The 23,931-nt window shown below is 63.2% G+C and carries 21 protein-coding genes; 10 read left to right on the top strand and 11 right to left on the bottom strand.

What is annotated here, in order from left to right:
* Position 1: 1 nt before the first annotated feature.
* The 6 genes from AC3B5Q_RS06585 to AC3B5Q_RS06560 form a co-directional block, all read right to left on the bottom strand.
* Entirely contained in the window at positions 2-1,210 is a 1,209-nt protein-coding gene (locus AC3B5Q_RS06585; RefSeq protein ID WP_021783373.1) for a hypothetical protein, read from the bottom strand.
* Positions 1,211-1,251: 41 nt separating this feature from the next.
* Positions 1,252-1,701: a YcgN family cysteine cluster protein gene (locus AC3B5Q_RS06580; protein WP_028697742.1), complete on the bottom strand. Its 450-nt coding sequence runs from the start codon at positions 1,699-1,701 to the stop codon at positions 1,252-1,254.
* Positions 1,702-1,882: 181 nt separating this feature from the next.
* Positions 1,883-2,815 (bottom strand): D-2-hydroxyacid dehydrogenase, encoded by a 933-nt coding sequence (locus AC3B5Q_RS06575; RefSeq protein WP_021783371.1) that lies wholly within the window; start codon positions 2,813-2,815, stop codon positions 1,883-1,885.
* A gap of 2 nt (positions 2,816-2,817) precedes the next feature.
* Positions 2,818-3,111, bottom strand: coding sequence for a YcgL domain-containing protein (locus AC3B5Q_RS06570; protein ID WP_021783370.1), 294 nt, complete (start codon positions 3,109-3,111; stop codon positions 2,818-2,820).
* A complete protein-coding gene (rnd, locus tag AC3B5Q_RS06565; RefSeq protein WP_021783369.1) occupies positions 3,108-4,241 on the bottom strand; it encodes a ribonuclease D in 1,134 nt (377 codons plus the stop codon). The genes AC3B5Q_RS06570 and rnd overlap by 4 nt, the downstream gene beginning before the upstream one ends.
* Before the next feature lie 207 nt (positions 4,242-4,448).
* Positions 4,449-6,086 (bottom strand): phosphoethanolamine transferase, encoded by a 1,638-nt coding sequence (locus AC3B5Q_RS06560; RefSeq protein WP_021783368.1) that lies wholly within the window; start codon positions 6,084-6,086, stop codon positions 4,449-4,451.
* 253 nt (positions 6,087-6,339) lie between these two features.
* Between AC3B5Q_RS06560 and AC3B5Q_RS06555 the strand changes: the two genes are divergently transcribed.
* Positions 6,340-6,576, top strand: coding sequence for an HP1242/YdcH family protein (locus AC3B5Q_RS06555; RefSeq protein ID WP_016391913.1), 237 nt, complete (start codon positions 6,340-6,342; stop codon positions 6,574-6,576).
* Positions 6,577-6,680: 104 nt separating this feature from the next.
* Here the strand turns inward: AC3B5Q_RS06555 and AC3B5Q_RS06550 are convergent, their stop codons facing one another.
* Entirely contained in the window at positions 6,681-7,862 is a 1,182-nt protein-coding gene (locus AC3B5Q_RS06550; protein ID WP_028697741.1) for a trans-sulfuration enzyme family protein, read from the bottom strand.
* 92 nt (positions 7,863-7,954) lie between these two features.
* Between AC3B5Q_RS06550 and AC3B5Q_RS06545 the strand changes: the two genes are divergently transcribed.
* On the top strand, positions 7,955-8,416 hold the full coding sequence (locus tag AC3B5Q_RS06545; RefSeq protein ID WP_003254691.1) for an Lrp/AsnC family transcriptional regulator: 462 nt from the start codon (positions 7,955-7,957) through the stop codon (positions 8,414-8,416).
* Between the two features lie 115 nt (positions 8,417-8,531).
* Here the strand turns inward: AC3B5Q_RS06545 and AC3B5Q_RS06540 are convergent, their stop codons facing one another.
* Entirely contained in the window at positions 8,532-10,862 is a 2,331-nt protein-coding gene (locus AC3B5Q_RS06540; protein ID WP_488392945.1) for an FdhF/YdeP family oxidoreductase, read from the bottom strand.
* A gap of 551 nt (positions 10,863-11,413) precedes the next feature.
* Between AC3B5Q_RS06540 and moaA the strand changes: the two genes are divergently transcribed.
* Positions 11,414-12,418, top strand: a complete 1,005-nt coding sequence (moaA, locus tag AC3B5Q_RS06535) for a GTP 3',8-cyclase MoaA (protein ID WP_021783365.1) — start codon at positions 11,414-11,416, stop codon at positions 12,416-12,418.
* 20 nt (positions 12,419-12,438) lie between these two features.
* Complete coding sequence (locus AC3B5Q_RS06530) at positions 12,439-13,338, top strand: bestrophin family protein (protein ID WP_021783364.1); 900 nt, start codon at positions 12,439-12,441, stop codon at positions 13,336-13,338.
* Positions 13,339-13,440: 102 nt separating this feature from the next.
* Here AC3B5Q_RS06530 and moaB read toward each other — a convergent pair whose 3' ends face one another.
* Positions 13,441-13,980, bottom strand: a complete 540-nt coding sequence (gene moaB, locus AC3B5Q_RS06525) for a molybdenum cofactor biosynthesis protein B (RefSeq protein WP_021783363.1) — start codon at positions 13,978-13,980, stop codon at positions 13,441-13,443.
* Between the two features lie 141 nt (positions 13,981-14,121).
* On the opposite strand from moaB, the gene AC3B5Q_RS06520 reads away from it, so the two are divergent.
* A complete protein-coding gene (locus AC3B5Q_RS06520) occupies positions 14,122-15,009 on the top strand; it encodes a LysR family transcriptional regulator (protein WP_021783362.1) in 888 nt (295 codons plus the stop codon).
* On the opposite strand, the gene AC3B5Q_RS06515 is transcribed toward AC3B5Q_RS06520, so the two are convergent.
* Entirely contained in the window at positions 14,997-15,779 is a 783-nt protein-coding gene (locus tag AC3B5Q_RS06515; RefSeq protein WP_021783361.1) for an AraC family transcriptional regulator, read from the bottom strand. The genes AC3B5Q_RS06520 and AC3B5Q_RS06515 overlap by 13 nt on opposite strands.
* A 377-nt stretch (positions 15,780-16,156) precedes the next feature.
* Between AC3B5Q_RS06515 and AC3B5Q_RS06510 the strand changes: the two genes are divergently transcribed.
* From AC3B5Q_RS06510 to AC3B5Q_RS06490, 5 genes are all read left to right on the top strand, one after another.
* Positions 16,157-17,770, top strand: coding sequence for an APC family permease (locus tag AC3B5Q_RS06510; RefSeq protein WP_021783360.1), 1,614 nt, complete (start codon positions 16,157-16,159; stop codon positions 17,768-17,770).
* Positions 17,771-17,793: 23 nt separating this feature from the next.
* Positions 17,794-18,720 carry a 4-hydroxyproline epimerase gene (locus tag AC3B5Q_RS06505; RefSeq protein ID WP_323601627.1) on the top strand — a complete coding sequence of 309 codons (927 nt, stop codon included), beginning with the start codon at positions 17,794-17,796 and terminating at the stop codon, positions 18,718-18,720.
* A 41-nt stretch (positions 18,721-18,761) separates the two neighbouring features.
* On the top strand, positions 18,762-19,709 hold the full coding sequence (locus AC3B5Q_RS06500; RefSeq protein WP_028697738.1) for a dihydrodipicolinate synthase family protein: 948 nt from the start codon (positions 18,762-18,764) through the stop codon (positions 19,707-19,709).
* Between the two features lie 152 nt (positions 19,710-19,861).
* The gene (locus AC3B5Q_RS06495; RefSeq protein ID WP_274118616.1) at positions 19,862-21,439 is read left to right on the top strand and encodes an aldehyde dehydrogenase (NADP(+)); all 1,578 of its coding nucleotides are present in this window, start codon (positions 19,862-19,864) and stop codon (positions 21,437-21,439) included.
* Between the two features lie 2 nt (positions 21,440-21,441).
* Positions 21,442-22,689, top strand: coding sequence for an NAD(P)/FAD-dependent oxidoreductase (locus AC3B5Q_RS06490; RefSeq protein WP_488392944.1), 1,248 nt, complete (start codon positions 21,442-21,444; stop codon positions 22,687-22,689).
* 123 nt (positions 22,690-22,812) lie between these two features.
* Here the strand turns inward: AC3B5Q_RS06490 and xenA are convergent, their stop codons facing one another.
* Positions 22,813-23,904 carry a xenobiotic reductase XenA gene (gene xenA / locus AC3B5Q_RS06485; RefSeq protein ID WP_021783355.1) on the bottom strand — a complete coding sequence of 364 codons (1,092 nt, stop codon included), beginning with the start codon at positions 23,902-23,904 and terminating at the stop codon, positions 22,813-22,815.
* Between the last annotated feature and the right edge of the window lie 27 nt (positions 23,905-23,931).

The raw sequence follows: 23,931 nt of genomic DNA, 5'->3' as shown, positions 1-23,931 counted from the left end.
CCTAGTGCAGCACCTTGCTCTGCAGCACATCGGAACGCCGCCCCAGTACGTTCTCGCTGATCTGCACAAAGTCTTCGGTACTGACGCTGGGCAGGCGCATCAGCCCACGCACCACATCGTCCAACGAACGCTTGGCCTGGGTGTGAATGCGGATTTCCTTGTCCAACGCCTGCAACAGCATCACGCCACGGGCCACCTGCGCCGGACTGGCGCGCTCACCCTTGAGCCGGTTGACCTTGGCGCCCTGCTTGCTCAGGCGCGCCTGCCAGACCTGGTAGCGGTCGTCACTCATCCCGCCCGAGCGGCGTAGCAACTCGTTGGCGTAATAATCGGTCAGGCTTTCTACCAGCCAGTCACTGCCGTCACGCCCGTGAATCTGCGCGAAGAGTTGCACCAGTTCGCGCAGCAACGGGCTATTGCCGTTTTCGCTGACCATGGGCCGGGCACTGTTCAGGTACAACGAGCCCTGCGCAGCCATAGCCCCTCGCCACATGCCGTCACGCGCCCCGACCAAAAGCAGCTTGGGTGGGTTACGCGGGAACACAGCTTGTAGTTGTGGCCAGACGAATGTGAGCAAGGTCAGGTTGTCCATGCGCCGCATGCCCTGCCCCACCGGTGCGGCCACGGTCACTTCGGTCTCGCCCAGGCGAGCGCGGCGGCTGCCCAGGTCGCCGGCAAGCATCCAGCCGGTCGGGCGATCGAACAGGCGCGACACGTTGTCGATGCGAAACTTCCCCTTGCCAATGCGCGGCCAGGACGTTTCGATGCTCTTCCAGCCCTCGGGCAGGTCGAAAGCCAGGCGCGCCACCAACTCGGTACCGTCCTGCTGGTCGAGGCGCGCAGGGGGTATCAACTGGTCGCCGAGGAACAGTGCCCAGTGCGGGGTGACGCGTGATGAATAGGCGCCGCTGGCCAGCTTCTGGTCCAGCTGCACGCGGTAGCTGAGGCTGGTCTTGCCGGCCGCTGGCTGCCATATGCCACGCTGCCCCTTCAGTTGCCATTGCCCATCAGCCTGGAAGCCGCTGTAAGCCCCGGCCTTGCTCAGGTCGAAGTCCAGGCTGCGCACTACGCTGCCTTCGGCCAATGTAACGCGCACTTCAGCCTGGCCACTGGCAGGCAGCAATCGCACTTGGTAGTCGAGGTCGACCTTTTTCGCCCAGGCCGGCGAACTGGCCATCAGGCCCAACAGCAACAACAGCTGGCAACGCATACAGAAACTCCTTGTTTCCCCGGGGCAGCGGGTCGCGCCGGTCAGCTGGCGCGGAAGATCAGGTGGTCTTCCCAGTCGTCTTCGTGCACATCGTGTTCACTGAGCATACGCCCCGACTGTGAAATGCGCTGTTCATGGACCTGTTGGCGATCGCCACAGACCAGGTGATGCCAGGCCGGCAAGTCCTTGCCCTCACTGACCAGACGGTAACCACAGGTACTTGGCAGCCACTTGAACTGGTCGGCCTTGCCCGGGGTAAGCTGGATGCAGTCCGGCACTTGGGCGAAGCGGTTGGGGTAGTCACTGCACTGGCACGTATCCAGGTCCAGCAACTTGCAGGCGATGCGGGTGTAATAGACGCTGTTGTCGTCTTCGTCCTCGAGCTTTTGCAGGCAGCACAGGCCGCAGCCATCGCACAGCGACTCCCACTCTTGCTGGCTGAGTTGTTCGAGGGTCTTGCGCCGCCAGAACGGCGCGTTTTCAGCGATCATCACACGGGGTTCCTGCATTCATCTTGGGGGCCACAGCGCGCGGCGGCGCCAGTCTAGAGCCTGGCCTTCGGCAAAGCCAGACCGCTTGTCAGTCACGCCGACACGCAGTGGTGCCGTTCAATCGCAGCCAGGCGCAACAGGCTTCGGCGCTATGGCACACCTTCGACACAGCCCATACATTTCAATAACCCCGGTCGAAGTCCACTTCTCCCCGCAACCCCTGCCCCGCTTCATAAGCCCGCACGTTCTCGACAAACAAACGCACCATCGCCGCCGGCGAGGTGGGCGCCGAGCTGTGCCCGGTCAGTAGCAAGCCCCAGGCGGTCCAGAACGGGTGTTGCTTGGGCAGCGGCTCCTGGCGGCACACATCGATTACCGCACCGGCCAGATGGCCCGCCTTCAGCGCCTCAACCAGATCGGCATCGACCACCGCCACACCACGGCCGGCGTTGATGAACAAGGCCGAGGGCTGGAAGCACTTGAACAGCGCTGCGTCATACAGGTCATGAGTCGCCGGGGTATCGGGCAGCAGGTTCAGCACGTAATCGACCTGGCCGACCATGCGCGGCAGGTCGACCAGCGCCGCCACCTCGACGAACGGCGCCTGCTCACGGGCGCTGCTGGCGACCCCGTAAAGCTCCACACCAAACGGCTGCAGGAACTCGGCCACACGCTGACCAATGTCACCTACACCCACAATGAGAACCTTGCGCCCTTCCAGGCTGCGCCCCGGGTGGTCATCCCAACGCCGCTCGACCTGGCTGACCAGGCGCGCAAGCACCTCACGCTCATGGCCTAGCATATAGGTGAGCATGTACTCGGCCATCACTTGCCCGAAGATACCCACTGCCCGGCTCAGGCGGTAATCACGCGGCAGGCCATCGGCCAACAACGGCGTGATACCGGCCCAGGTCGACTGCATCCAGGCAGGCTTATGGCCTTGGCGCAGCAGACTTGCCAGCAAGTCCGGCTGGCCCAGCCACACCGGGCACTGCGGTGCCTGGCGGGCGAGTTCGGCAGAGTCGCCGCTGGTCAGAACTTCCACTTCAGGCGCGGCTGCGCGCAAAAGCTCGGCGTATCGAGCATGGTCATGCTCAGCAATCAGTACGCGCATGGTCAGACGGGGTCGTTACGGCGCAGCAGCTCTTCGGGCAGGTGCTCGATGTACTCATCTTCCAGCGGCGGCATCTGCAGGTGGTAACCTTGGCTTTCGAGGTTCTCCAGCACCTTGCTGATGTCCTCGCGGGCCAGCTTGCGCTCAGGGCTGAGCACCAGGTCGAAAGCGTGAACGGGGGTGCCGAAAAACGGCAGCAGGCCTTCAGGCACGCGCTCCAGGCCGTCAGCCTTGAGCACGTACAGGTACATTTCGTTCTTGCGTGGGCTCTTGTAGATCGAGCAAATGCGTTTCATCGGGTTTCTCCGGCACCTGCCAGGTTGTCCAGCAGGGCCTGGCCCATGCGCTCACGGCGCCAGCCGCGCAGCGAATCGGGCAGTTGATAAGGGCCATTGGGGTAACCGCTCTTGAGCAGCGCCTCCAGGGCTTTCTTGCGCAGCATCAGCTCGGGCGCAATCCCCAGGCGCTCGCCTTCGGCCTGGCCGATGGCACGCAACTGCTTGAGGAGGCCGGCAGCCTCGATCGGCAGCGGCTCGGGCAAGGGCGCTGGCCATTGCTCGGCAGGCAGGCTGGCGGCGCGCTTGATCAGCTGGATGAGGAACTCACCGTCCTGACGAATGGTGCGCGGGTGCATCTCGTCGATCTTGGCCAAGGCCGACAGGTTGTTCGGCTGGCTCTTGGCCATGGGCCACAGCGAGTGCTCCTTGAGGATACGATTGCGCGGGACATCGCGGTTGCGCGCCTCGCGCTCGCGCCAGGCGCACAGCTCACGCAGCACTGCCAGTTGTTGAGGCGCCAGCTTCCAGGCCAGCTTGACGTCGCGATACAGGCTTTCGGGCTCGACTTCACGGCGCAACGCAGCCACCAGCTCGGCGCCGTCTTCCAGCACCCAGGCGTACTTGTCGTCACTCAGCCGCGGGCGCAGCACGGTGAACAGCTCGGCCAGGTGCACGGCATCTTCGGCAGCGTAGCTGACCTGGGTTTCCGAGAGCGGGCGTTGCAGCCAGTCAGAGCGGGTTTCGCCTTTGGGCAATTCGATGCCCAGCACTTCCTGCACCAGGCGCGAATAGCCCATGGAGAAGCCCAGGTTCAGGTAACCGGCGGCCAGCTGAGTGTCGAACAGCGGTTGAGGCAGCTTGCCGGTCAGGCGCAGCAGCACTTCAAGGTCTTCGCTGCAGGCGTGCAGCACCTTGACCACACCGCTGTCTTCCAGCAGGTCGGCCAAGGGTTGCCAGTTGCTGATCAGCAGCGGGTCGATCAGGAAGGCGCGTTGGCCGTCGCCGATCTGAATCAGCCCGGCTTTCGGGTAGAAGGTGTCGACCCGCATGAATTCGGTGTCGACGGCGACGAACGGCAACTGGTGCCAGTCGCGGCAGTGTTCGGCCAGGCTCTGGTCGTCACGGATCCAGTGAATTTCGATGGCCACAAGGCTCTCCCACTAACATTGGCGCGCAGTATATACGGCGCGGGCACTGCTGGTGAAACTGTCCAGCTTTTCGGGAGCAGTCCACCCTGTGGGAGCGGGCGCGCCCGCGAAGAAGGCAACACGGTGTATGGCACGGGCTTGGCCCGGGTTCGCGGGCTTGCCCGCTCCCACAGGGACCGCGCAAGCTTGCATGACACGCGACTGGCTTCAGCGCTTGGCCGCCAGCCAGGGCCGGCAACTGGCGAACATGTCCAGCGACTGCTGGTAGAGTTCGGTGTGTACCTGCAACAAGCCAAGCATCGAGTGGAACAGGTTGTCCTGGGACAGCGGGGCATCGCTGAGCCGGGCCAGGCAGTCGGTATCGACGCCGAAGTCCTCCTTGTAGCTGTCAGAGAACCAGGTCAGCAGCGGCACATGCTTCTGCGGCTCGGGAGCGATGGCGTACGGCGTACCGTGCAGGAACAGGTTGTACTCGCCCAGCGACTCGCCGTGGTCGGACAGGTAGATCATCGCCGTGTCGACCTTGTCTTGCTTGCTGCGCAGGATATCGATCAGCGAGGCCAGCACCTTGTCGGTGTAAGCAAGGGTGTTGTCGTACCCGTTGATGATTTCCTCCTTGCTGCACTGGTTCAACGCGTTGCTTTGGCACACCGGGGTGAAGCGCTCGTCGTCACTGGGGTAGCGCTTGAAGTACTCGGGGCCGTGGCTACCCATCTGGTGCAGCACCAGCACGGTGTCCTTGTCGAGGTTGTCGATCAGCGCGTCCAGGCCTTGCAGCAGGATCTGGTCATGGCATTCGCCATTGGCGCACAGCTGCGGATCCTTGAGGTTGCTGACATCAATGAACTGCACGCGATCGCAGGTGCCTTTGCAGCCCGACTGGTTGTCACGCCACTGCACGGCCAGGCCGGCACGCTGGAGAATGTCCAACAGCCCTTCACGGTTTTTCGCTACCCGGGCATCGTAGTCCCTGCGCTTCATGCCCGAGAACATGCAAGGCACCGAAACCGCCGTTTCCGTACCACACGAGTGCACGTCGGAAAACGCCAGCAGGCCCTGCTCCTTGGCGAGATTCGGCGTGGTATCGCGGTCATAGCCCAGCACGCCGAAATGGTCTGCCCGGGCACTTTCCCCGACCACCAGCACGGTCAGCGACTTGCGCTCATGTTTTTGCCAGGCCGCATCACGCTTGGCATCTTCGCCATAATGCTGGAACGGGCGCGAGGCCGTACCGACACGCTCGCTGACATAACCAATGGAAGCCCCGACGATATTGCTGGGGGTGAGCATCAGGCGCAGTTCATGGTGATTGCGAAACAGCGACGACAGCCCCTGATAATTGACCAAGGCGACCGAGCCGATGGTCACTACACAGGCGCCACTGACCACCAACTTGCCCAGCAGCTCGCGGTGCCAGGGGCGGTAAGCGATCTTCGCCTTCCACAGCAGCACCGAAGGCAGCACACCCAGCAGCAGGATATATGCGGCAAACTTGAACGACATCAAGTCGCGCACTTCCGCAATATTGGTCTCGGCCATATTACGAAACATACCGGTATCAATAAGTACACCGTACTGGTTCATGAAGTAAGCCACGCCTGCGCCACTCATGAACAACACGATAAGTACCGGCTTCAATACATATCGGAAAGCAAGTAACGTGAGGATCAGATTGAAGGCGAAGAGCATCAGCATGGCAAACGCCAGGCTTAGCCACAACCCCGACAGGCCGGCAGGAACCGCGGCTTGCAGGTGCTCCCAGAGGAACATGTTGAAGCCGATCAGCAGGTAAAGACTGGCCAGCAGCGTGACCCATTCAGTCCGCAGGGATTTGAAGTTGAGCATCAGCGTTCGCAATCAAGAGTGATTTTCAACCCCCAGGCCAGAAGGCACCGTGGGAAAGTTGGGCGAACTCTAGAAAGGGCGCCATCAAATTTTTGTGAAAAAGACGGTAACAATTTCGTGAAGGTGCGTCTTTTACAAATAATCTCAAAATCATTCAGCTGCCATTCAGCCTGGGCAGCGGCCACAAGCCTGCGCAAAGACAGCTATCCTCAGTGATCAGAGCCTTACCGACAACCCTGACAGAGGTGAAGAAATGCCAGTTCCGCATGATCTGCTCGCTGACCTGCACGTTACCGCTGATGCATTCCAGGCGCTCATTGACAAGGATCAGGACCTGCACAAACTGCACAAGGAGTACAACGCCAAGGACAAGGAGGTGGTCGCCGCCGAAGGCAACGGTACCAACGACGAGGCCGTCAACCGCCTGCGCAAGGAAAGGTTGCTGATCAAGGACAAGATCGAACGGATCATTCATCCGCCCAAATCCTGACAGGCATCTATTGAATCCGCCGGCCTCTTCGCGGGCAAGCCCGCTCCTACATTGAAACACGACACCTGCAGGAGCGGGCTTGACCGCGAAGAGGCCAGCAGCCCTTACACAGCAACCAGCGCTTTCAACGCCCCATCCAGGTCCTCGACCAGGTCACGGTAATCCTCGATACCTACCGACAACCGCAGCAGGTTTTCGCTGATACCCATCACCCCTTTCTGCTCCGGGCTCAGCGAGCAGTGCGACATGCTCCAGGAATGGTTGATCATGCTCTCCACCCCGCCCAGCGAGTCAGCCAGCACAAAAATCTGCAGTGCCTCTACCAGGCGGTTGAGCGCGGCGCGGTCGCCCTTGACCTTCATCGCCACCACTGCCCCGCCACTGCGCATCTGGCGTTTGCACAGTTCATGCTGTGGGTGGCTTTCCAGCCCCGGGTAAAAGACCTGCTCGACCTGCGCGTGGCCTTCCAGGAAGCGCGCCACCTGCAGGGCATTGGCGCACTGGCGCTCCATGCGCACATCCAGGGTTTTCAGGCCGCGCAGGGCCAGGTAGCAGTCGAACGGTCCCTGCACCGCACCAATCGCCATGCTGATACGGCGCAGGCGGGCCAGCAGCGCGTCATTGGCTGCCACCACCACACCGCCGGTGAGGTCGGAGTGGCCACCGATGTACTTGCTGGCCGAGTGCATCACCAAGTCCACGCCCAAGGTGATCGGGCGCTGGTTCCACGGTGAGCAGAACGTGTTGTCGATACAGGTAAGAATTCCCCGCGCCCTGGCCAGGTCGCATACCGCCTTGATGTCGACCAGGTGCAGCAACGGGTTGGTCGGCGATTCGATCCAGATCAGCTGGGTTTCCGGCTTGATCGCAGCCGCTACGGCTTCAAGGTCGTTGAGATCGACATAGGTGGTGGTCAGCCCCGAGGTGCGGCTGCGGTAATCTTCCATGATGCGGAATGTGCCACCGTACACGCCGTTCATCACCACCACGTGGGCATCCTTGGGCAGCAGCTCAAGCACGGTTGCGGTGGCATTGACTCCCGAGGCGCAGGCCACAGCGCCCACGCCTTCTTCCAGGGCAGCGACACAGGTTTCGTAGGCATGCCGGGTGGGGTTGCCGACGCGACTATAGGAATATTCCGGCTTGTCATCCAGGCTGCGCTTGGTGAACGAACTGGCGGTGACGATGGCCGGGAAAATGGCGTTATCGGCAACGCTGAACTGCTCGCCGGCGTGAATGGTACGGGTGGCGAAATTGCGCGGCTTGTCGGACATGGTCAGGCCCATTGGCAGAATGAAAGCTGCAACTATCGCACAACCCAAATCGTCTGGCCTTGGGGTAATCTGTGAAATATTTTTCTGCACGGCCAGCGCACGATATGGACAGTTTCGACCAGCACATTCTTACCCTGCTACAGCGTGATGCCTCGATCTCGCTGAAGGACCTGGCCGAGGCCGTCAACCTGTCCACCACACCGTGCTGGAAGCGGGTCAAGCGCCTGGAAGAAGACGGCTACATACTCGGCCGTGTCGCCCTGCTGGACCCCGAACGGCTGGGGCTGGGGCTTACTGTGTTCGTCCAGCTCAAGACCCAGCGCCACGACAGCGCCTGGCTGGAGCAGTTTGCCGCGACCGTCACCGGGTTCGAGGAAGTGATGGAGTGCTACCGCATGTCCGGCGACTGGGACTACATGCTGCGGGTGGTGGTGGGCGATATCGCGGCGTATGACCGGTTTTACAAAAAGCTGATTACCCGTACCGACGGGCTATCGAACATCACCTCCAGTTTTGCCATGGAGCAGATGAAGTACACCACGGCTTACCCGGTGCATCGCGCCTGACTGGTGCTGGATTCTTCGCGGGCTCGCCCGCTCCTACAGGGTCACCTCAACCTCAAGCGCTGTGGGGTCCTGTAGGAGCGGGTTCACCCGCGAAGGGGCCAGTACAGGCACCCCATCAATCCGAGGCCAACACCGCCGCAATGCGGTTCCCCGCCTTGGCTTTCACGACCTTGATCGCCACGAATTTCGAGGTCGGGGTATAGGTCCCCTCACCATAGCTTTCCAGCGGTACCAACGGGTTGGTTTCCGGGTAATACGCCGCCGCCTGCCCCTCCGGCACGTCATACGCCACCAGGCGGAACCCCGACACCCGCCGCTCCACGCCATCCTCCCACAACGACACAAGGTCCACCTGCTCACCCGGTTCGAAGCCCAGGCGACGGATGTCCGCCTCATTGACGAACACCACTTCACGCAGGCCGAACACCCCACGGTAGCGGTCGTCCAGGCCATACAGGGTGGTGTTGTACTGGTCGTGCGAGCGCAGGGTCTGCAGGATCAGGTCGGGTTTGTCACCCCGGGCCAGCACCTTGGCATTGACCAGCTCCTCGGGCAGCGCGTGGGGCATGAACCGGGCCTTGCCCGTGGCCGTTCGGAAGTTGCGATCGGCGGCGGTGTTACCCAGGTGGAAACCGCCCGGCTGCTGCAAGCGCTCATTGAAGCTGGCGAAACCAGGGATAACGTCTGCGATCATCTGACGAATACGGCTGTAGTCGGCCACCGCAAACTCCCAGTCTATCGGCTGGTTACCCAGCGTAGCCTTGGCCATACCGGCGATGATCCAGGGCTCCGAGCGCATATGCGGCGAGCGTGGGCGCAACTGGCCGTGGGAGATGTGCACCATGCTGAAGGTGTCCTCCACAGTCACGCCTTGCGGCCCTTCGGCCTGCAGGTCGATTTCGGTACGGCCCAGGCACGGCAGGATCAGCGCATCGCGGCCGGTGACCAGGTGCGAGCGGTTGAGCTTGGTGGAAATCTGCACGGTCAACGCGCAGTTCTGCAGCGCCGCGTGGGTGCGCGCGGTGTCCGGGGTGGCTTGGGCAAAGTTGCCGCCCAAGCCGATGAACACCTTGGCCCGTCCCTCTTCCATGGCTTTGATCGCCAACACCGCGTTGTGCCCATGGGTACGCGGCACACTGAACTGGAAACGTTGTTCGATGGCATCGAGTAGCGCCGCCGACGGCTTCTCATCAATGCCCATGGTACGGTCACCCTGCACGTTGCTGTGGCCACGCACCGGCGACAGGCCTGCGCCGGGTTTGCCGACGTTGCCGCGCAGCAGCTGCAGGTTGACGATTTCCTGCACGGTCGGCACCGAATGGCGATGCTGGGTGACGCCCATGGCCCAACACATGATGACCCGTTCGGCCTTGCGATACATGCGGGCGGCCAGCTCGATCTCGGCCAGGGTCAAGCCCGACTGTTTGACGATGTGCTCCCAGGACGTGGCGTCCACCGTCGCCAGGTAATCGTCGACGCCGCTGGTGTGCTCGGCGATGAAGGCATGGTCGAACACCGCCGGCTCGCCCTTGGCCTGCGCCTCGCGCTCCCATTGCAACAAATATTTGGCAATGCCGCGCATTGCCGCCATGTCCCCACCCAAGGCCGGGCGGAAGTAGGCACTGGAGGTCGGCTCGGAGCCGTTGCTGAGCATTTCGAACGGGTGCTGCGGGTGCTGGAAGCGCTCGAGGCCACGCTCTTTCAGCGGGTTGAAGCAGACTACCTGGGCACCACGCTTGACCGCTTCCCGCAGGGGTTCGAGCATGCGCGGGTGGTTGGTGCCGGGGTTCTGGCCAATGACGAAGATCGCGTCGGCCAGTTCCAGGTCGTGGAACACCACGGTGCCCTTGCCCACCCCGAGGGTTTCCGACATGCCCGCGCCGCTGGCTTCGTGGCACATGTTCGAGCAATCAGGGAAGTTGTTGGTGCCGTAAGCGCGCACGAACAGTTGGTAGAGGAACGCCGCCTCGTTGCTGGCCCGGCCCGAGGTGTAGAACTCGGCCTCATCTGGCGACTGAAGCGCATGCAGGTGCCTGGCGACCAGCTCGAAGGCCTCCTGCCAGGTGGTTTCGACAAGGTGGTCGGTGGCGGCGTCGTAACGCATCGGGTGGGTGAGGCGGCCCTGGTATTCGAGCCAGTAGTCGGTCTGCTCCTTCAACGCGCTGACGCTGTATTTGGCGAAGAAAGCCGGGTCGACCGAGCGGCCGGTGGCTTCCCAGTTGACCGCCTTGGCGCCGTTCTCGCAGAACTTGACCATGTCGCTTTCCGGCGACTCGCCCCAGGCACAGCCGGGGCAGTCGAAGCCGCCGTTCTGGTTGGTCTTGAGCATGGCCCGCAGGTTCTTGAAGGCATTTTCGCTGCCCAGCCAGCTCTTGGTCACGCTTTTCAGCGCCCCCCAGCCGGCGGCGGCGCCCTTGTAGTCCCTGATGTGTTCGTCCTGGCTCATGCGATGAATCCTCACGCTTCGATGCTTTTTTCCAGCCTATGGAGCGTGGGGAGGGGGCGTCCAATCGAAAGATCTTACGGCGTGATAAGCGGTTTCGATCATGGGCTTCCTGGTGCTTGCCGTGCCATCTTCAGCGTCAGTGAGATCGAGCGCCGCCCGCGCGGCGCATCGCGAGCTGCGCTCGCTCCTACGTTTGTTTCGGGCCAGTGACGCCTGTGACAGGCGCGCGCGACCGCCTGGTTTGTACGACGCGAGATCGAGCCATGCGCCAAGGCGCGCGCGACCGCCTGGTTTGTGCGACGCGATATCGAGCCATGCACCAAGGCGTGCGCGCGCAAATCCCCCAGGCATCATTGGCCCGAAACAAACGTAGGAGCGAGCGTAGCTCGCGATGCGCCGCGCGGGCGGCGCTCGATCTCACTGGCGCTGAAAATGCCAAGCCGAGTGATAGAGGCCATCGATCAACCAGTAGGACAAAGCAATTTGACGCCCCTGCCCCCAGGTTATAGCTTGGAGTCATGCCCCAACCCCTTCGAGATTCGAGTGCGAACGTGGAACAGAACAGCCGGGCCCTGATCGACGGCTTCAACCGGAAAATCGACTACCTGCGGATGTCGGTCACCGACCGCTGTGACTTCCGTTGCGTGTACTGCATGGCCGAAGACATGCAGTTTCTGCCGCGCCAGCAAATCCTCAGTCTCGAAGAACTGTTCCAGGTGGCCGAGCGCTTTGTCGCCCTCGGCACCCGCAAGATCCGCCTGACGGGTGGCGAGCCACTGGTACGCCAGGGCATCGTCGACCTGTGTGGGCGCATCGCCGCCCTGCCCGGCCTGCACGAGCTGTGCCTGACCAGCAACGGCTCGCAACTCGGACGCCTGGCTCAGCCGCTGTTCGACGCCGGCGTGACACGCCTGAACATCAGCCTGGATAGCCTGGATGCCGACCGTTTCAAGCAACTGACCCGCACCGGCGACCTTGCCCAGGTAATCGCCGGCATCGACGCCGCACGCCAGGCCGGTTTCAAACGCACCAAGCTCAACTGCGTGGTACTCAAAGGCCGTAACGACCATGAACTGGTCGATCTGGTGCGCTTTGCCATCGAACGCGAGCTGGACATCACCTTCATCGAGGAAATGCCGCTGGGGGTGATAAGCGAGCATGAACGTGACGAATCGTTCTGCTCCAGCGATGAAGTTCGTGAACGCCTGGCCGAGCAGTTCACGCTGATCGAATCGACCGAATCGTCCATGGGGCCGGCCCGCTACTGGCGCCTGGCCGAAGCCAAAAACACCCGGGTCGGCTTCATTTCACCGCACAGCCACAACTTCTGCGCCACCTGCAACCGCGTACGCCTTACCGTCGAAGGCCGCCTGCTGTTGTGCCTGGGCAACGAACACTCGGTAGACCTCAAGCACGTGCTGCGCGCCCATCCTGGCAACCCCGAACGCCTGGAAAAGGCCATTCGCGACTCGCTGCACCTCAAGCCCTATCGCCATCACTTCGAAGTCGGTGGCGATGTGCAGATCCTGCGCTTCATGAACATGACCGGCGGCTGAGCAGCCGTCTCAGGACTTCCATGATCGTCCCGCCCTCCCCCGATGTGCTGCGCGTGCTGTTCACCCTCAAGGGGTCGATCGTCAAACGCATTGCCCTGCGCTGCCTGACGGTGACACTGCTGGCCGCGCTGATCGTGCTGGTCGAGCGGCATTTTCCGGCGTATTTCTACCCGGTCAGCGCCACGCCATTCACCTTACTGGGCCTGTCGCTGTCGATCTTCATGAGCTTTCGCAACAACGCGTGCTACGACCGTTGGTGGGAGGGGCGCAAGGCCTGGGGCAAGCTGATTATAGAAACTCGCTCGTTCGTGCGCGAAAGCATGGTGATCGCCGACGAAACACTGCGCAACGAACTGCTGCGCAACTTGTGTGGCTTCGCTCATGCACTCAATGCCCGGCTGCGTAACGAGGACGAACGGGCAGCTGCCAGACCGTGGCTGGCCCAGGCCGATGCGATCAGCCCGCACAATGTGTGCGACGGTATCCTGCGTGAAATCGGCGAACACTGTTCACGGTTGGCCGCGCAGCAACAGATCAGCGAATGGCGCTACAACCTGCTGGAACAACGCCTGGTGGGCCTGACCGAAGTGCAGGCCACCTGCGAGCGGATCAAGGGCACGCCCTTGCCGTTCCCCTACACGCTGCTGCTGCACCGTACCATCTATATTTTCTGCCTGCTGCTGCCGTTTGCCCTGGCCGAGCCGCTGGGCTGGCTGGCACCACTGTTCACCACCATCGTGGGGTACACGTTCTTCGGGCTGGATGCGATCGGCAACGAGCTGGAAGACCCGTTCGGGCGCGATGAGAACGACCTGCCGACCGATGCCATGGTGCGCACGGTGGAGCGCGATGTGCTGGCCGGATTGGGGGAACAGCAGTTGCCGCCGGCCTTGTTGCCGGTGGGGTATGTGTTGAGCTGACCGTGGGTGGTTGCCTGTTCTGGCCTCTTCGCGGGTAAACCCGCTCCTACAAGGCACAGCAGAGGGCCCGAAACCTGTGCTGTACCTTGCACCGGATAACCCTCAGCCCCGGCTTGCGCAGGCCTCGATCGGCAACAGGTGTTTGACGAAGTTGCATGGCCGGTGCCGTGCATCCAGCTGCTCTGCCAGAATCCCTTCCCAGGCGGTGCGGCAGGCCCCGGTCGAGCCCGGCAGGCAGCACACCAATGTGCGGTTGGACAACCCGGCCAATGCCCGGCTCTGTACGGTCGAGCTGCCAATATCGAGAATCGACAATGCCCGGAACAACTCGCCAAACCCATCGATACGCTTGTCCAGCAGGCACTCGACCGCTTCGGGTGTGCTGTCGCGCCCGGTAAAGCCGGTACCGCCGGTGATCAGCACCACCTGCACCTGTTCATCGGCAATCCAGCTGGCCACCTGAGCGCGGATCTTGTACAGGTCGTCCTTGAGCAGCGCTCGCGCCACCAGCCGGTGACCGACCTCGACCGAGCGGTTGGCCAGTAGCGCGCCGGAAGTATCGCTATCGTAGGTACGGGTGTCGCTGACAGTCAGCACGGCGATGTTCAGCGGTACGAAGACCGCATCAAGTTGGACGCGCACGGTGAAGCTCCTTGAAGGGCATTTTCACCACGCTAGAGGCATACCCCCAGAGGCGTCCAATCGATATGACGTACCGGCCGATCAATGACATCTATCGCAGACGTGGGTTAAGGTCTGCATAACCATACGCCAGGCACTTCCATGGACATCAAGCAGCTCAAGTTCCTCATCGCCCTCGACCAGACCCGCCACTTCGGCCAGGCGGCGGCGCTGTGCCATATCACCCAGCCGACGCTGTCCATGCGCCTGCGCAACCTGGAAGACGAACTGGACCTGGTGCTGGTCAAGCGGGGCCAGCGCTTCGAAGGTTTCACCGAGGCCGGCGAGCGCATCCTGGCCTGGGCCCGCACCCTGCTCGCTGCCCACGACGGCCTGCAGGCCGAGGCTGCCAGTTGTCGTGGCCAGGTGGTCGGCAGCCTGCGCCTGGGCACGGTGCCGCTGGCCAGTTTCAACCCCATGCACCTGCTGCTGCCCCTGCGCGAAAAATACCCCGAACTGCACTTTCAGCTCAGCTCGCTGAGTTCGGAACAGGTACTCGACGGCCTCAGCCGCAACCAGCTCGACCTGGGTATCTGCTACCTGGACCAGGTCAATACCAGCTTCTTCGAAGTGATCGAACTCGGCACCACCACCATGGGCCTGCTGCACGACACGCGGCACTTCCAGTTCGCCAGCGACCAGTTGCGCTGGGACGAGCTCGGCGATATTCCGCTGGGACTGCTGAGCAAAGGCATGCACTACCGCCAGTCTCTGGACCTGAGCTTCCGTAGCCGTGGTCTTGAACCCAATGCGGTGCTTGAGAGCGACTCGAGCTTCCAGCTTATCCAGGCCATCAACACCGGCATATGTTGCGCGATCATGCCACTGGACTGCGGCCTGGAAGACCTCAGCGAGCACCTGCGAATCCTGCCGGTGGCCGACGCCGCCATCCTTAGCCCGGTCGGGCTGCTGCTGCGCCGCAGCGAGCCGCGCTCGGCGATTGCCGAGCAATGCTTTGCCGAGGCGCGTGGGCTGTTTCAGGCCACCTGATCGGCGGTAGCCTGTCGATACTGGCGCGGCGTAAAGCCGGTCAGTTGCTTGAACTGGCGGCTGAAGGCGCTGTGATCGGTGTAGCCGCAGCGCATCGCCACTTCAGTGATCGGCAGCTCCGAATGCAGCAGGCGATGGGCATGCTCCAGGCGCGCCTTGTGGATCATCTGCCGGGGCGTGAGGTGGAACACCCGCTTGCAGTAGCGTTCCAGTTGAGCCACGGAGATACCAGCGATGCGGGTCAGCTCGCCCATGCTGATCGGCTGATGAAAATGCCGGCGGATGTGCTCGTCAACCGCCGCCAACCGCTGATAGGCAGGGTGGCTGTCGGCGGCTGACTGCAAGTCGACCGAGATGCCGACCAGGCCGATGATTTCGCTGGCAGGGTTGTACAGCGGGCGCTTGTGGGTCAGGCACCAGCCGGGCTCACGGCTGCCGTAGAGGTGCAGCTCCAACTGGTCCTCCAGCACCAGGCCTTCCTTGAGAACACGTCGATCCTGCTCGGTATAGCCGGGGCCAAATTGTGCCGGAAATACCTCGGCGCTGGTCTTGCCTAGCAGCGGTTGCAGGCGCTTGAGGCCACAGCGCTGGACCAGTGTGTTGTTGGCCAACGCATAGCGGGCAGCAGAATCCTTGATGAAGATTGCGGCGTTGGGGATGGCGTCGAGCATCGGCAACAACAGCGATACTCCGGCGAGCAGGGCCTCAAGGGTGGCGGGGCGGTGCTGGTCGAGGGACTGGTAGAGGGTTGCCAGGGGGGCGTCGGTCATCTGTCGGTTCTCTGCTGGCTGGGCCGGCCTCTTCGCGGGTGAACCCGCTCCTACAGGGCCCCCACAGATTTCGAATTCTGCGCCGTACCTGTAGGAGCGGGTTCACCCGCGAAAGGGCCGGCACTAGCACTGCATCTCTCAAACCCTTATCCGGTATGGCTTTGAGCCTATCCCCCCGCTTTGCGCCTTACCACTGTTTTTCTGCAACTGTGCCGATTTCGTCATTCCCTGTGCAGAAAACCATCAAGAACCGCCGCCCTGATCGGTCCACTCTATGCCCCACGCAAGCCGCCCAAGTCCTACAAGAGCGCGGCCCAAAAAGCCGCATCTCGTGACATCAGACCTGCCTATCCAATAACCAACAAAAAGGCGAACCCATGTCAGGCAAATTCAAAAAACAGTTATCACTGCTGGACCTCACCTTCATCGGCCTAGGCGCCATCTTCGGCTCCGGTTGGCTGTTTGCCGCCAGCCACGTCTCGGCCATCGCCGGCCCGGCAGGCATCCTCTCCTGGTTCCTGGGCGGGTTCGCCGTACTGTTGCTGGGCATCGTCTACTGCGAGCTGGGCGCCGCCTTGCCCCGCGCCGGTGGCGTGGTGCGCTACCCGGTGTACTCGCACGGCCCGCTGTTGGGCTACCTGATGGGCTTCATCACCCTGATCGCCTTTTCCAGCCTGATCGCCATCGAAGTAGTCGCCTCACGCCAATACGCCGCCGCCTGGTTTCCCGGCCTCACCAAGGCCGGCTCCAGCGACCCGACCGTGCTCGGCTGGATGGTGCAGTTCGCCTTGCTGGGGCTGTTCTTCTTCCTCAACTACCGCAGCGTGAAAACCTTCGCCAAGGCCAACAACCTGGTCAGCGTGTTCAAGTTCATCGTGCCACTGCTGGTGATCGGCGTGCTGTTCACCTTCTTCAAACCGGAAAACTTCGAGGTCCAGGGCTTTGCCCCGTTCGGTCTGTCCGGGGTGGAAATGGCGGTATCCGCCGGTGGCATCATCTTCGCCTACCTGGGCCTGACGCCGATCATTTCGGTGGCCAGCGAGGTGAAGAACCCGCAACGCACCATCCCCATTGCACTGATCTTGTCGGTACTGCTGTCCACCGCCATCTACGCGCTGCTGCAACTGGCTTTCCTTGGCAGCGTGCCGACAGAAATGCTGGCCAACGGCTGGGCCAGCGTGACCAAGGAGCTGGCACTGCCCTACCGTGACATCGCCCTGGCCCTGGGTGTGGGCTGGCTCGCCTACCTGGTGGTGGCCGACGCAGTGATCTCGCCAAGCGGCTGCGGCAACATCTACATGAACGCCACCCCACGCGTGATCTATGGCTGGGCGCAGACCGGCACCTTCTTCAAGTACTTCACCCGCATCGATGCAGAATCCGGCATCCCGCGCCCGGCCCTGTGGCTGACGTTTGGCTTGTCGGTATTCTGGACCCTGCCGTTCCCATCGTGGGAAGCGCTGATCAACGTGGTGTCCGCCGCCCTGGTGCTGAGCTACGCCGTGGCCCCGGTCAGCGTCGCCGCCCTGCGCCGCAATGCACCACACATGCCGCGCCCGTTCCGGGTCAAGGGCATGGCCGTGCTTGGTCCGCTGTCGTTCATCATCGCTGCACTGATCGTGTACTGGTCGGGCTGGAACACCGTGTCGTGGCTGCTGGCCCTGCAGATCGTGATGTTCGTGCTGTACCTGCTGTGCAGCCGTTTCGTACCCACCCAGCACCTGTCGCTGGCCCAGCAAGTTCGCTCGTCGGCGTGGCTGATCGGGTTCTACGCGGTGACCATCCTGCTGTCGTGGCTGGGCAGCTTCGGCGGCCTGGGCGTCATCGGCCACCCATTCGACACCGTGGTCGTGGCGGCCTGCGCACTGGGCATCTACTACTGGGGCGCCGCCACGGGTGTGCCTGCCCACCTGGTGCGTCTGGAAGGCGACGACGAAAGCGAAGCCTGCGCTGAAACCATTAACGGCCGCCCTGTCGCCGTCGCTTCCTGATCTTTTAAGCAAGGGACAAGCCCATGAAACAGATTCACGTCATCGACTCCCACACGGGTGGCGAACCAACCCGCCTGGTGATGAAGGGCTTTCCGCAACTGCGGGGCCGAAGCATGGCCGAACAGCGTGACGAACTGCGCGAACTGCACGACCGGTGGCGCCGCGCCTGCCTGCTGGAGCCACGCGGCAACGATGTGCTGGTTGGCGCGCTGTACTGCCCGCCAGTGTCGGCCGACGCCACCTGCGGAGTGATCTTCTTCAACAACGCCGGTTACCTGAACATGTGCGGCCACGGCACCATCGGCCTGGTCGCCTCGTTGCAGTACCTGGGCCTGATCACACCGGGTGAGCACAAGATCGACACCCCGGTCGGCCAGGTCAGCGCCACCTTGCATGAAGATGGCGCCATCACCGTCGCCAACGTGCCCTCCTACCGCTACCGCCAGCATGTGGCGGTGGACGTGCCCGGCCATGGCGTGGTGCGCGGCGACATTGCCTGGGGCGGCAACTGGTTTTTCCTTGTGTCCGAACACGGCCAGCGCATTGCGCTGGATAACCGCGAGGCGCTGACCGAGTACACCTGGGCCATGCTCAAGGCCCTGGAGGCCCAGGGCATCACCGGCGAAAACGGCGCCCCCATCGACCACATCGAGCTGTTCGCCGACGACCTCGACGCCGACAGCCGCAACTTCGTGATGTGCCCCGGCAAGGCCTACGACCGCTCCCCATGCGGCACAGGCACCAGCGCCAAGCTGGCCTGCCTGGCCGCCGACGGCAAGCTTGCCGAAGGCCAGACCTGGGTGCAGGCCAGCATCACCGGCAGCCAGTTCCATGGCCGCTACGTGCGCGACGGCGAACGCATTCGCCCGTTCATCACCGGCCGCGCCTACATGACCGCCGACAGCACCCTGCTGATCGACGAACAAGACCCTTTCGCCTGGGGCATCTGACCCCGGCCTTTCCCGACTGAACATTGCCAGGAGTGACAACAATGAATGACAACATCTTCACCGGCACCATGCCCGCCCTGATGACCCCCTGCACCGCCGAGCGCAAACCGGACTTCGACGCCCTGGTGCGCAAGGGTCGCGAGCTGATCGAGGCCGGCATGAGCGCGGTGGTGTACTGCGGCTCGATGGGTGACTGGCCACTGCTGACCGAGGCCGAGCGCCAGGAAGGCGTGGCGCGCCTGGTGGCGGCCGGTATCCCGACCATTGTCGGCACCGGCGCGGTGAACACCCGTGAGGCGGTTTCGCATGCTGCACACGCCGCCAAGGTTGGCGCCGCCGGCCTGATGGTCATCCCCCGCGTGCTCAGCCGCGGTGCTTCACTGATCGCCCAGAAGCACCACTTCTCGGCCATCCTCGCTGCCGCGCCGAAACTGCCGGCGGTGATCTACAACAGCCCTTACTACGGCTTTGCCACCCGCGCCGACCTGTTCTTCGAACTGCGCAGCGAGTTCCCCAACCTGATCGGCTTCAAGGAGTTCGGCGGTGGCGCCGACCTGCGCTACGCCGCCGAACACATCACCTCCAAGGATGACGATGTCACCCTGATGGTCGGTGTCGACACCCAAGTGGTGCATGGCTTCGTCAATTGCAACGCCACCGGCGCCATCACCGGCATCGGCAATGCCCTGCCGCGGGAAGTGCTGCAACTGGTGAGCCTGAGTAAACAGGCGGCCAAAGGCGACGCCCGTGCCCGCCGCCTGGCGCGCGAGCTGGAAGCGGCGCTGGCGGTGCTGTCGTCGTTCGATGAAGGCTGCGACCTGGTGTTGTATTACAAGCACCTGATGGTGCTCAACGGCGACACCGAGTACAGCCTGCACTTCAACGAGACCGACGTACTGACCGACGCTCAGCGCAACTATGCCGAACAGCAGTACACGCTGTTCCGCAGCTGGTACGCCAGCTGGTCGGCTGAGCAGAACATCGCCTGAGCAGCCACTGCTCTCCCTGTGGGAGCGGGCGTGCCCGCGAATCAGGCGACCCGGTGCATGGCACCGGCTTCGCCGGTGTTCGCGGGTGAACCCGCTCCTACAGGGGTCGTAATCCCCCCCATGCATCTGCATTAGATTTCCAAGGAGGCTACATGCCCCTCACAGGCAACCTGCTGATCGGCCAGAGGCCGGTAACCGGCAGCCGCGAAGCCATCCGTGCCATCGACCCAAGTACCGGTCAGACGTTGGAACCGGCCTACCTCGGCGGCACAGGCGAACACGTGGCCCAGGCCTGCGCCCTGGCCTGGGCGGCATTCGACGCCTACCGCGAAACATCGCTCGAACAACGAGCAGAGTTCCTTGAAGCCATCGCCACACAGATCGAGGCCATCGGCGATGCCCTGATCGACCGCGCCGTGGCCGAAACCGGCCTGCCCAAGGCGCGCATTCAGGGCGAGCGTGGTCGTACCTGCACCCAGCTACGCACCTTTGCCCGGGTAGTGCGGGCCGGCGAATGGCTGGACGTGCGGGTCGACAGCGCCCTGCCTCAGCGCCAGCCACTCCCCCGCGCTGATCTGCGCCAGCGCCAGGTGGCCCTGGGGCCAGTCGCCGTGTTTGGCGCCAGCAATTTCCCGCTGGCCTTCTCGGTGGCCGGTGGTGACACCGCGTCGGCACTGGCCGCTGGCTGCCCAGTGGTGGTCAAGGCCCACAGTGCCCACCCCGGCACCAGCGAGCTGGTCGGCCAGGCGGTGGCGCAAGCGGTGAAGCAGTGCGGCTTACCCGAGGGTGTGTTCTCGCTGCTTTATGGCTCGGGCCGCGAAGTGGGCATTGCCCTGGTCAGCGACCCACGTATCAAAGCCGTTGGTTTCACCGGTTCGCGCAGCGGTGGCATGGCGCTGTGCCAGGCCGCCCAGGCGCGCCCGGAGCCTATTCCGGTGTATGCCGAAATGAGTTCGATCAACCCGGTGTTCCTGTTCGACGCCGCCCTGCAAACCCGTGCCGAAGCACTGGCACAAGGTTTCGTCGCCTCGCTGACCCAGGGCGCCGGCCAGTTCTGCACCAACCCTGGCCTGGTAATCGCCCGGCAGGGGCCGGCATTGCAGCGGTTCATCACTGCAGCCGCCGGGTACGTGCAGCAGGCCGCCGCCCAAACCATGCTCACCCCCGGCATTTTCAGTGCCTACCAGGCCGGTATCGCAGCCCTGGCAGACAACCCCTGTGCCCAAACCATCGCCAGTGGCCAAACCGATCAGCGCCCCAACCAGTGCCAGGCACAGTTGTTCGTGACCCAGGCCGAAGCGTTTCTCGCCGACCCGGCGTTGCAGGCTGAGGTGTTCGGTGCAGCGTCGCTGGTCGTTGCCTGCACCGACGATGAGCAGGTCCGCCAGGTAGCGGAACACCTGGAAGGTCAGCTGACCGCCACCCTGCAACTGGACGAGGCCGACATCGACAGCGCTCGCGCCCTGCTACCCACCCTTGAGCGTAAGGCCGGGCGCATTCTGGTCAATGGCTGGCCGACCGGCGTCGAGGTGTGCGATGCCATGGTCCACGGCGGGCCGTTCCCGGCCACTTCCGATGCCCGCACCACCTCGGTGGGCACGGCGGCGATCCTGCGTTTCCTGCGCCCGGTTTGCTACCAGGACTTCCCCAATGCGCTGCTGCCGCAAGCGTTGAAACACGGCAACCCGCTGCAGCTGCGGCGCCTGCTTGATGGTAAACGGGAAGACTGAGCATGGTCGAAACCGCTGAAACCGATATCGCCGTGGTGGGCGCCGGCATTGTCGGCGTCACCTGTGCCCTGCAACTGACCCGCCAGGGCCATCGGGTAATGCTGGTCGACCGCCAGGCACCCGGCCTCGGCGCGTCTTTCGGCAATGCCGGGCACCTGGCAACCGAGCAAGTGTTTCCGATTGCCGACCTGTCGATCCTCAAGCGCCTGCCTCGCATGCTGCTCGACCCGATGGGCCCGCTGCGCCTGGACTGGAAATACCTGCCCAAGGCCATGCCGTGGTTCACGCGGCTGCTGCTCAACCTGCGCCAGGCGCCGTTCCAGCGCAGCGTGGCTGGCATCCGCACGTTGAACGAAGGCAGCTTGGGCGCCTGGCACCGGCTGTTGGGTTCGATCGGGCGCAGCGAATTGTTTCAAGAGGATGGTTCGTTGCTGGTGTTCGAGAAGCCTGAGTCACGCCAGGCGTTGGAGGCGTTGCGCACGCGCATGCAACAGCAGGCAGTGCCGGTGGACTTCTGGTCGGCCGAAACCGTGCGTGAAGCGGCGCCGCAACTCAGCCCGTCACTGTTGGGCGGACTGTTCTTTCCGTGCACCGGGCACTTCATCGACCCTTATCGGGTGGTGTGCGAATTGTTCGAAGCGGCCAAGGCCAGTGGGGTGCGCTTTGTCCAGGCGCAGGTCGATGGTGGGCAGTTGCACAGTGCCGGCGTGAGCCTTGCCAGCGACCAAGGCATGCTCAATGCACGCCAGGTGCTTGTCAGCTGTGGTGCCCACTCTGCGAAACTTACCGCCGCGCTGACAGGCAAACGGGTGCCGCTGGATACAGAGCGCGGCTACCATCTGATGTTGCCAGGTGAGCACCAGCGCCTGCCGTTTGCGGTCACCTCGCTTGAGCGCAAGTTCATCATGACGCCCATGGCCGATGGCTTGCGCCTGGCTGGCACTGTGGAGTTTGCCGGGCTGCAGGCACCGCCGAGCATGCAACGGGCTTGGCAATTGCACCGGTTGAGCAAGGGGTTGTTCCGGCACGACTTGAGCGTCGCTGGGGCAACGCCGTGGATGGGGTTCAGGCCTTCGTTGCCGGACTCGCTGCCCGTGATCGACAGGGTGTGCGATGGGCGGGTGCTGTTGGCGTTTGGGCATCAGCACCTGGGGCTGACTCAGGCGGCGGTGACGGCGGAATGGGTGGGGCGGCTGGCTGAGCAGGCTGGTGGGCCTGAGATGGCTGCATACCGACTGGATCGGTTTTAGCCTTTACCGGCCTCTTCGCGGGCAAGCCCGCTCCCACAGAGAGGGTGCAGCATCTGAAACCTGTGGTGTCTCTGTGGGGACGGGCTTGCCCGAGAAAGGGCTGCAAAGCAGCCCCTCCAAACCTCAGCGGTAACGCTCGAGCCAGTGCGCATACGGTGCCGGCAAGGTCCAGGAGGCTTTTTCCACCCCCAGTTCCTTGGCCGCAAAGTAAGCCCAGTGCGGGTCGGCCAGGTGCGCGCGCCCTACCGAAACCAGATCCAGCTGGTTGGCCTGCAATGCGGCCTCCGCCAACTGCGGCGTACCAAAGCCCCACGCCGACGTCACGGGCAGCTTTGCCTCGCGGCGCACGCGCTCGGCAATAGGCCCCATGAACGCGGGCCCCCAGGGGATGTTGGTGTCGGGAATGGTGAAGCCGACACTCACGCTCAGCAGGTCGAGCCCACCGGCCTTGAAGCGACGGGCCAGTTCGATCGACTCTTCCAGGGTCTGCTCATCGCGGCCATCATATTCCAACACACCAAAGCGCGCGGTCAGCGGCAGGTTCTCCGGCCACACTTCGCGCACGGCGGCCAGTGTTTCCAGCAGGAAGCGGCTGCGGTTGTCGAAGCTGCCACCGTAGGCATCGGTGCGCTTGTTGGAGTGCTCAGAGAAGAAGCTCTGACCCAGGTAGCCATGGGCAAAGTGCAGTTCGATCCACTCGAAGCCGGCATCACGCGCACGGCGGGCAGCATCGACGAAGTCCTGCTTGACCCGGGCGATATCGTCCAGCGTCATTTCCCGTGGCACCTTCGGCAGGTGCGCGCCAAAGGCAATGGCAGACGGGGCAATGGTCTCCCAGCCGCGCGTGTCGTCGGCGGCAATGTGATCATCACCCTCCCACGGGCGGTTGGCGCTGGCCTTGCGCCCGGCGTGGGCAATCTGGATACCCGGCACGGAACCGGCAGCCTTGATGGCCTGCACCACCGGTACGAACGCCTGAGCGTGGGCATCGCTCCAGATACCGGCGCAACCGGGGGTGATACGCCCTTCCGGCGCCACAGCAGTGGCCTCGACCACCAGCAAGCCCGCACCACCACGGGCCAGCCCGGCCAGGTGCACATGGTGCCAGTCGTTGATCATGCCGTCTTCGGCCATGTATTGGCACATCGGCGGAATGGCAATGCGGTTTCGCAGGGTGACGTCTTTGAGGGTGTAGGGTTCGAATAGCGCGGACATGGGAAACTCCGGGGTCATTTGATTACT

The sequence above is a fragment of the Pseudomonas sp. D5(2026) genome (assembly GCF_057766845.1).
The sequence above is the reverse complement of the archived record's forward strand: the minus strand, read 5'-3'. Positions and strand labels throughout refer to the sequence as shown.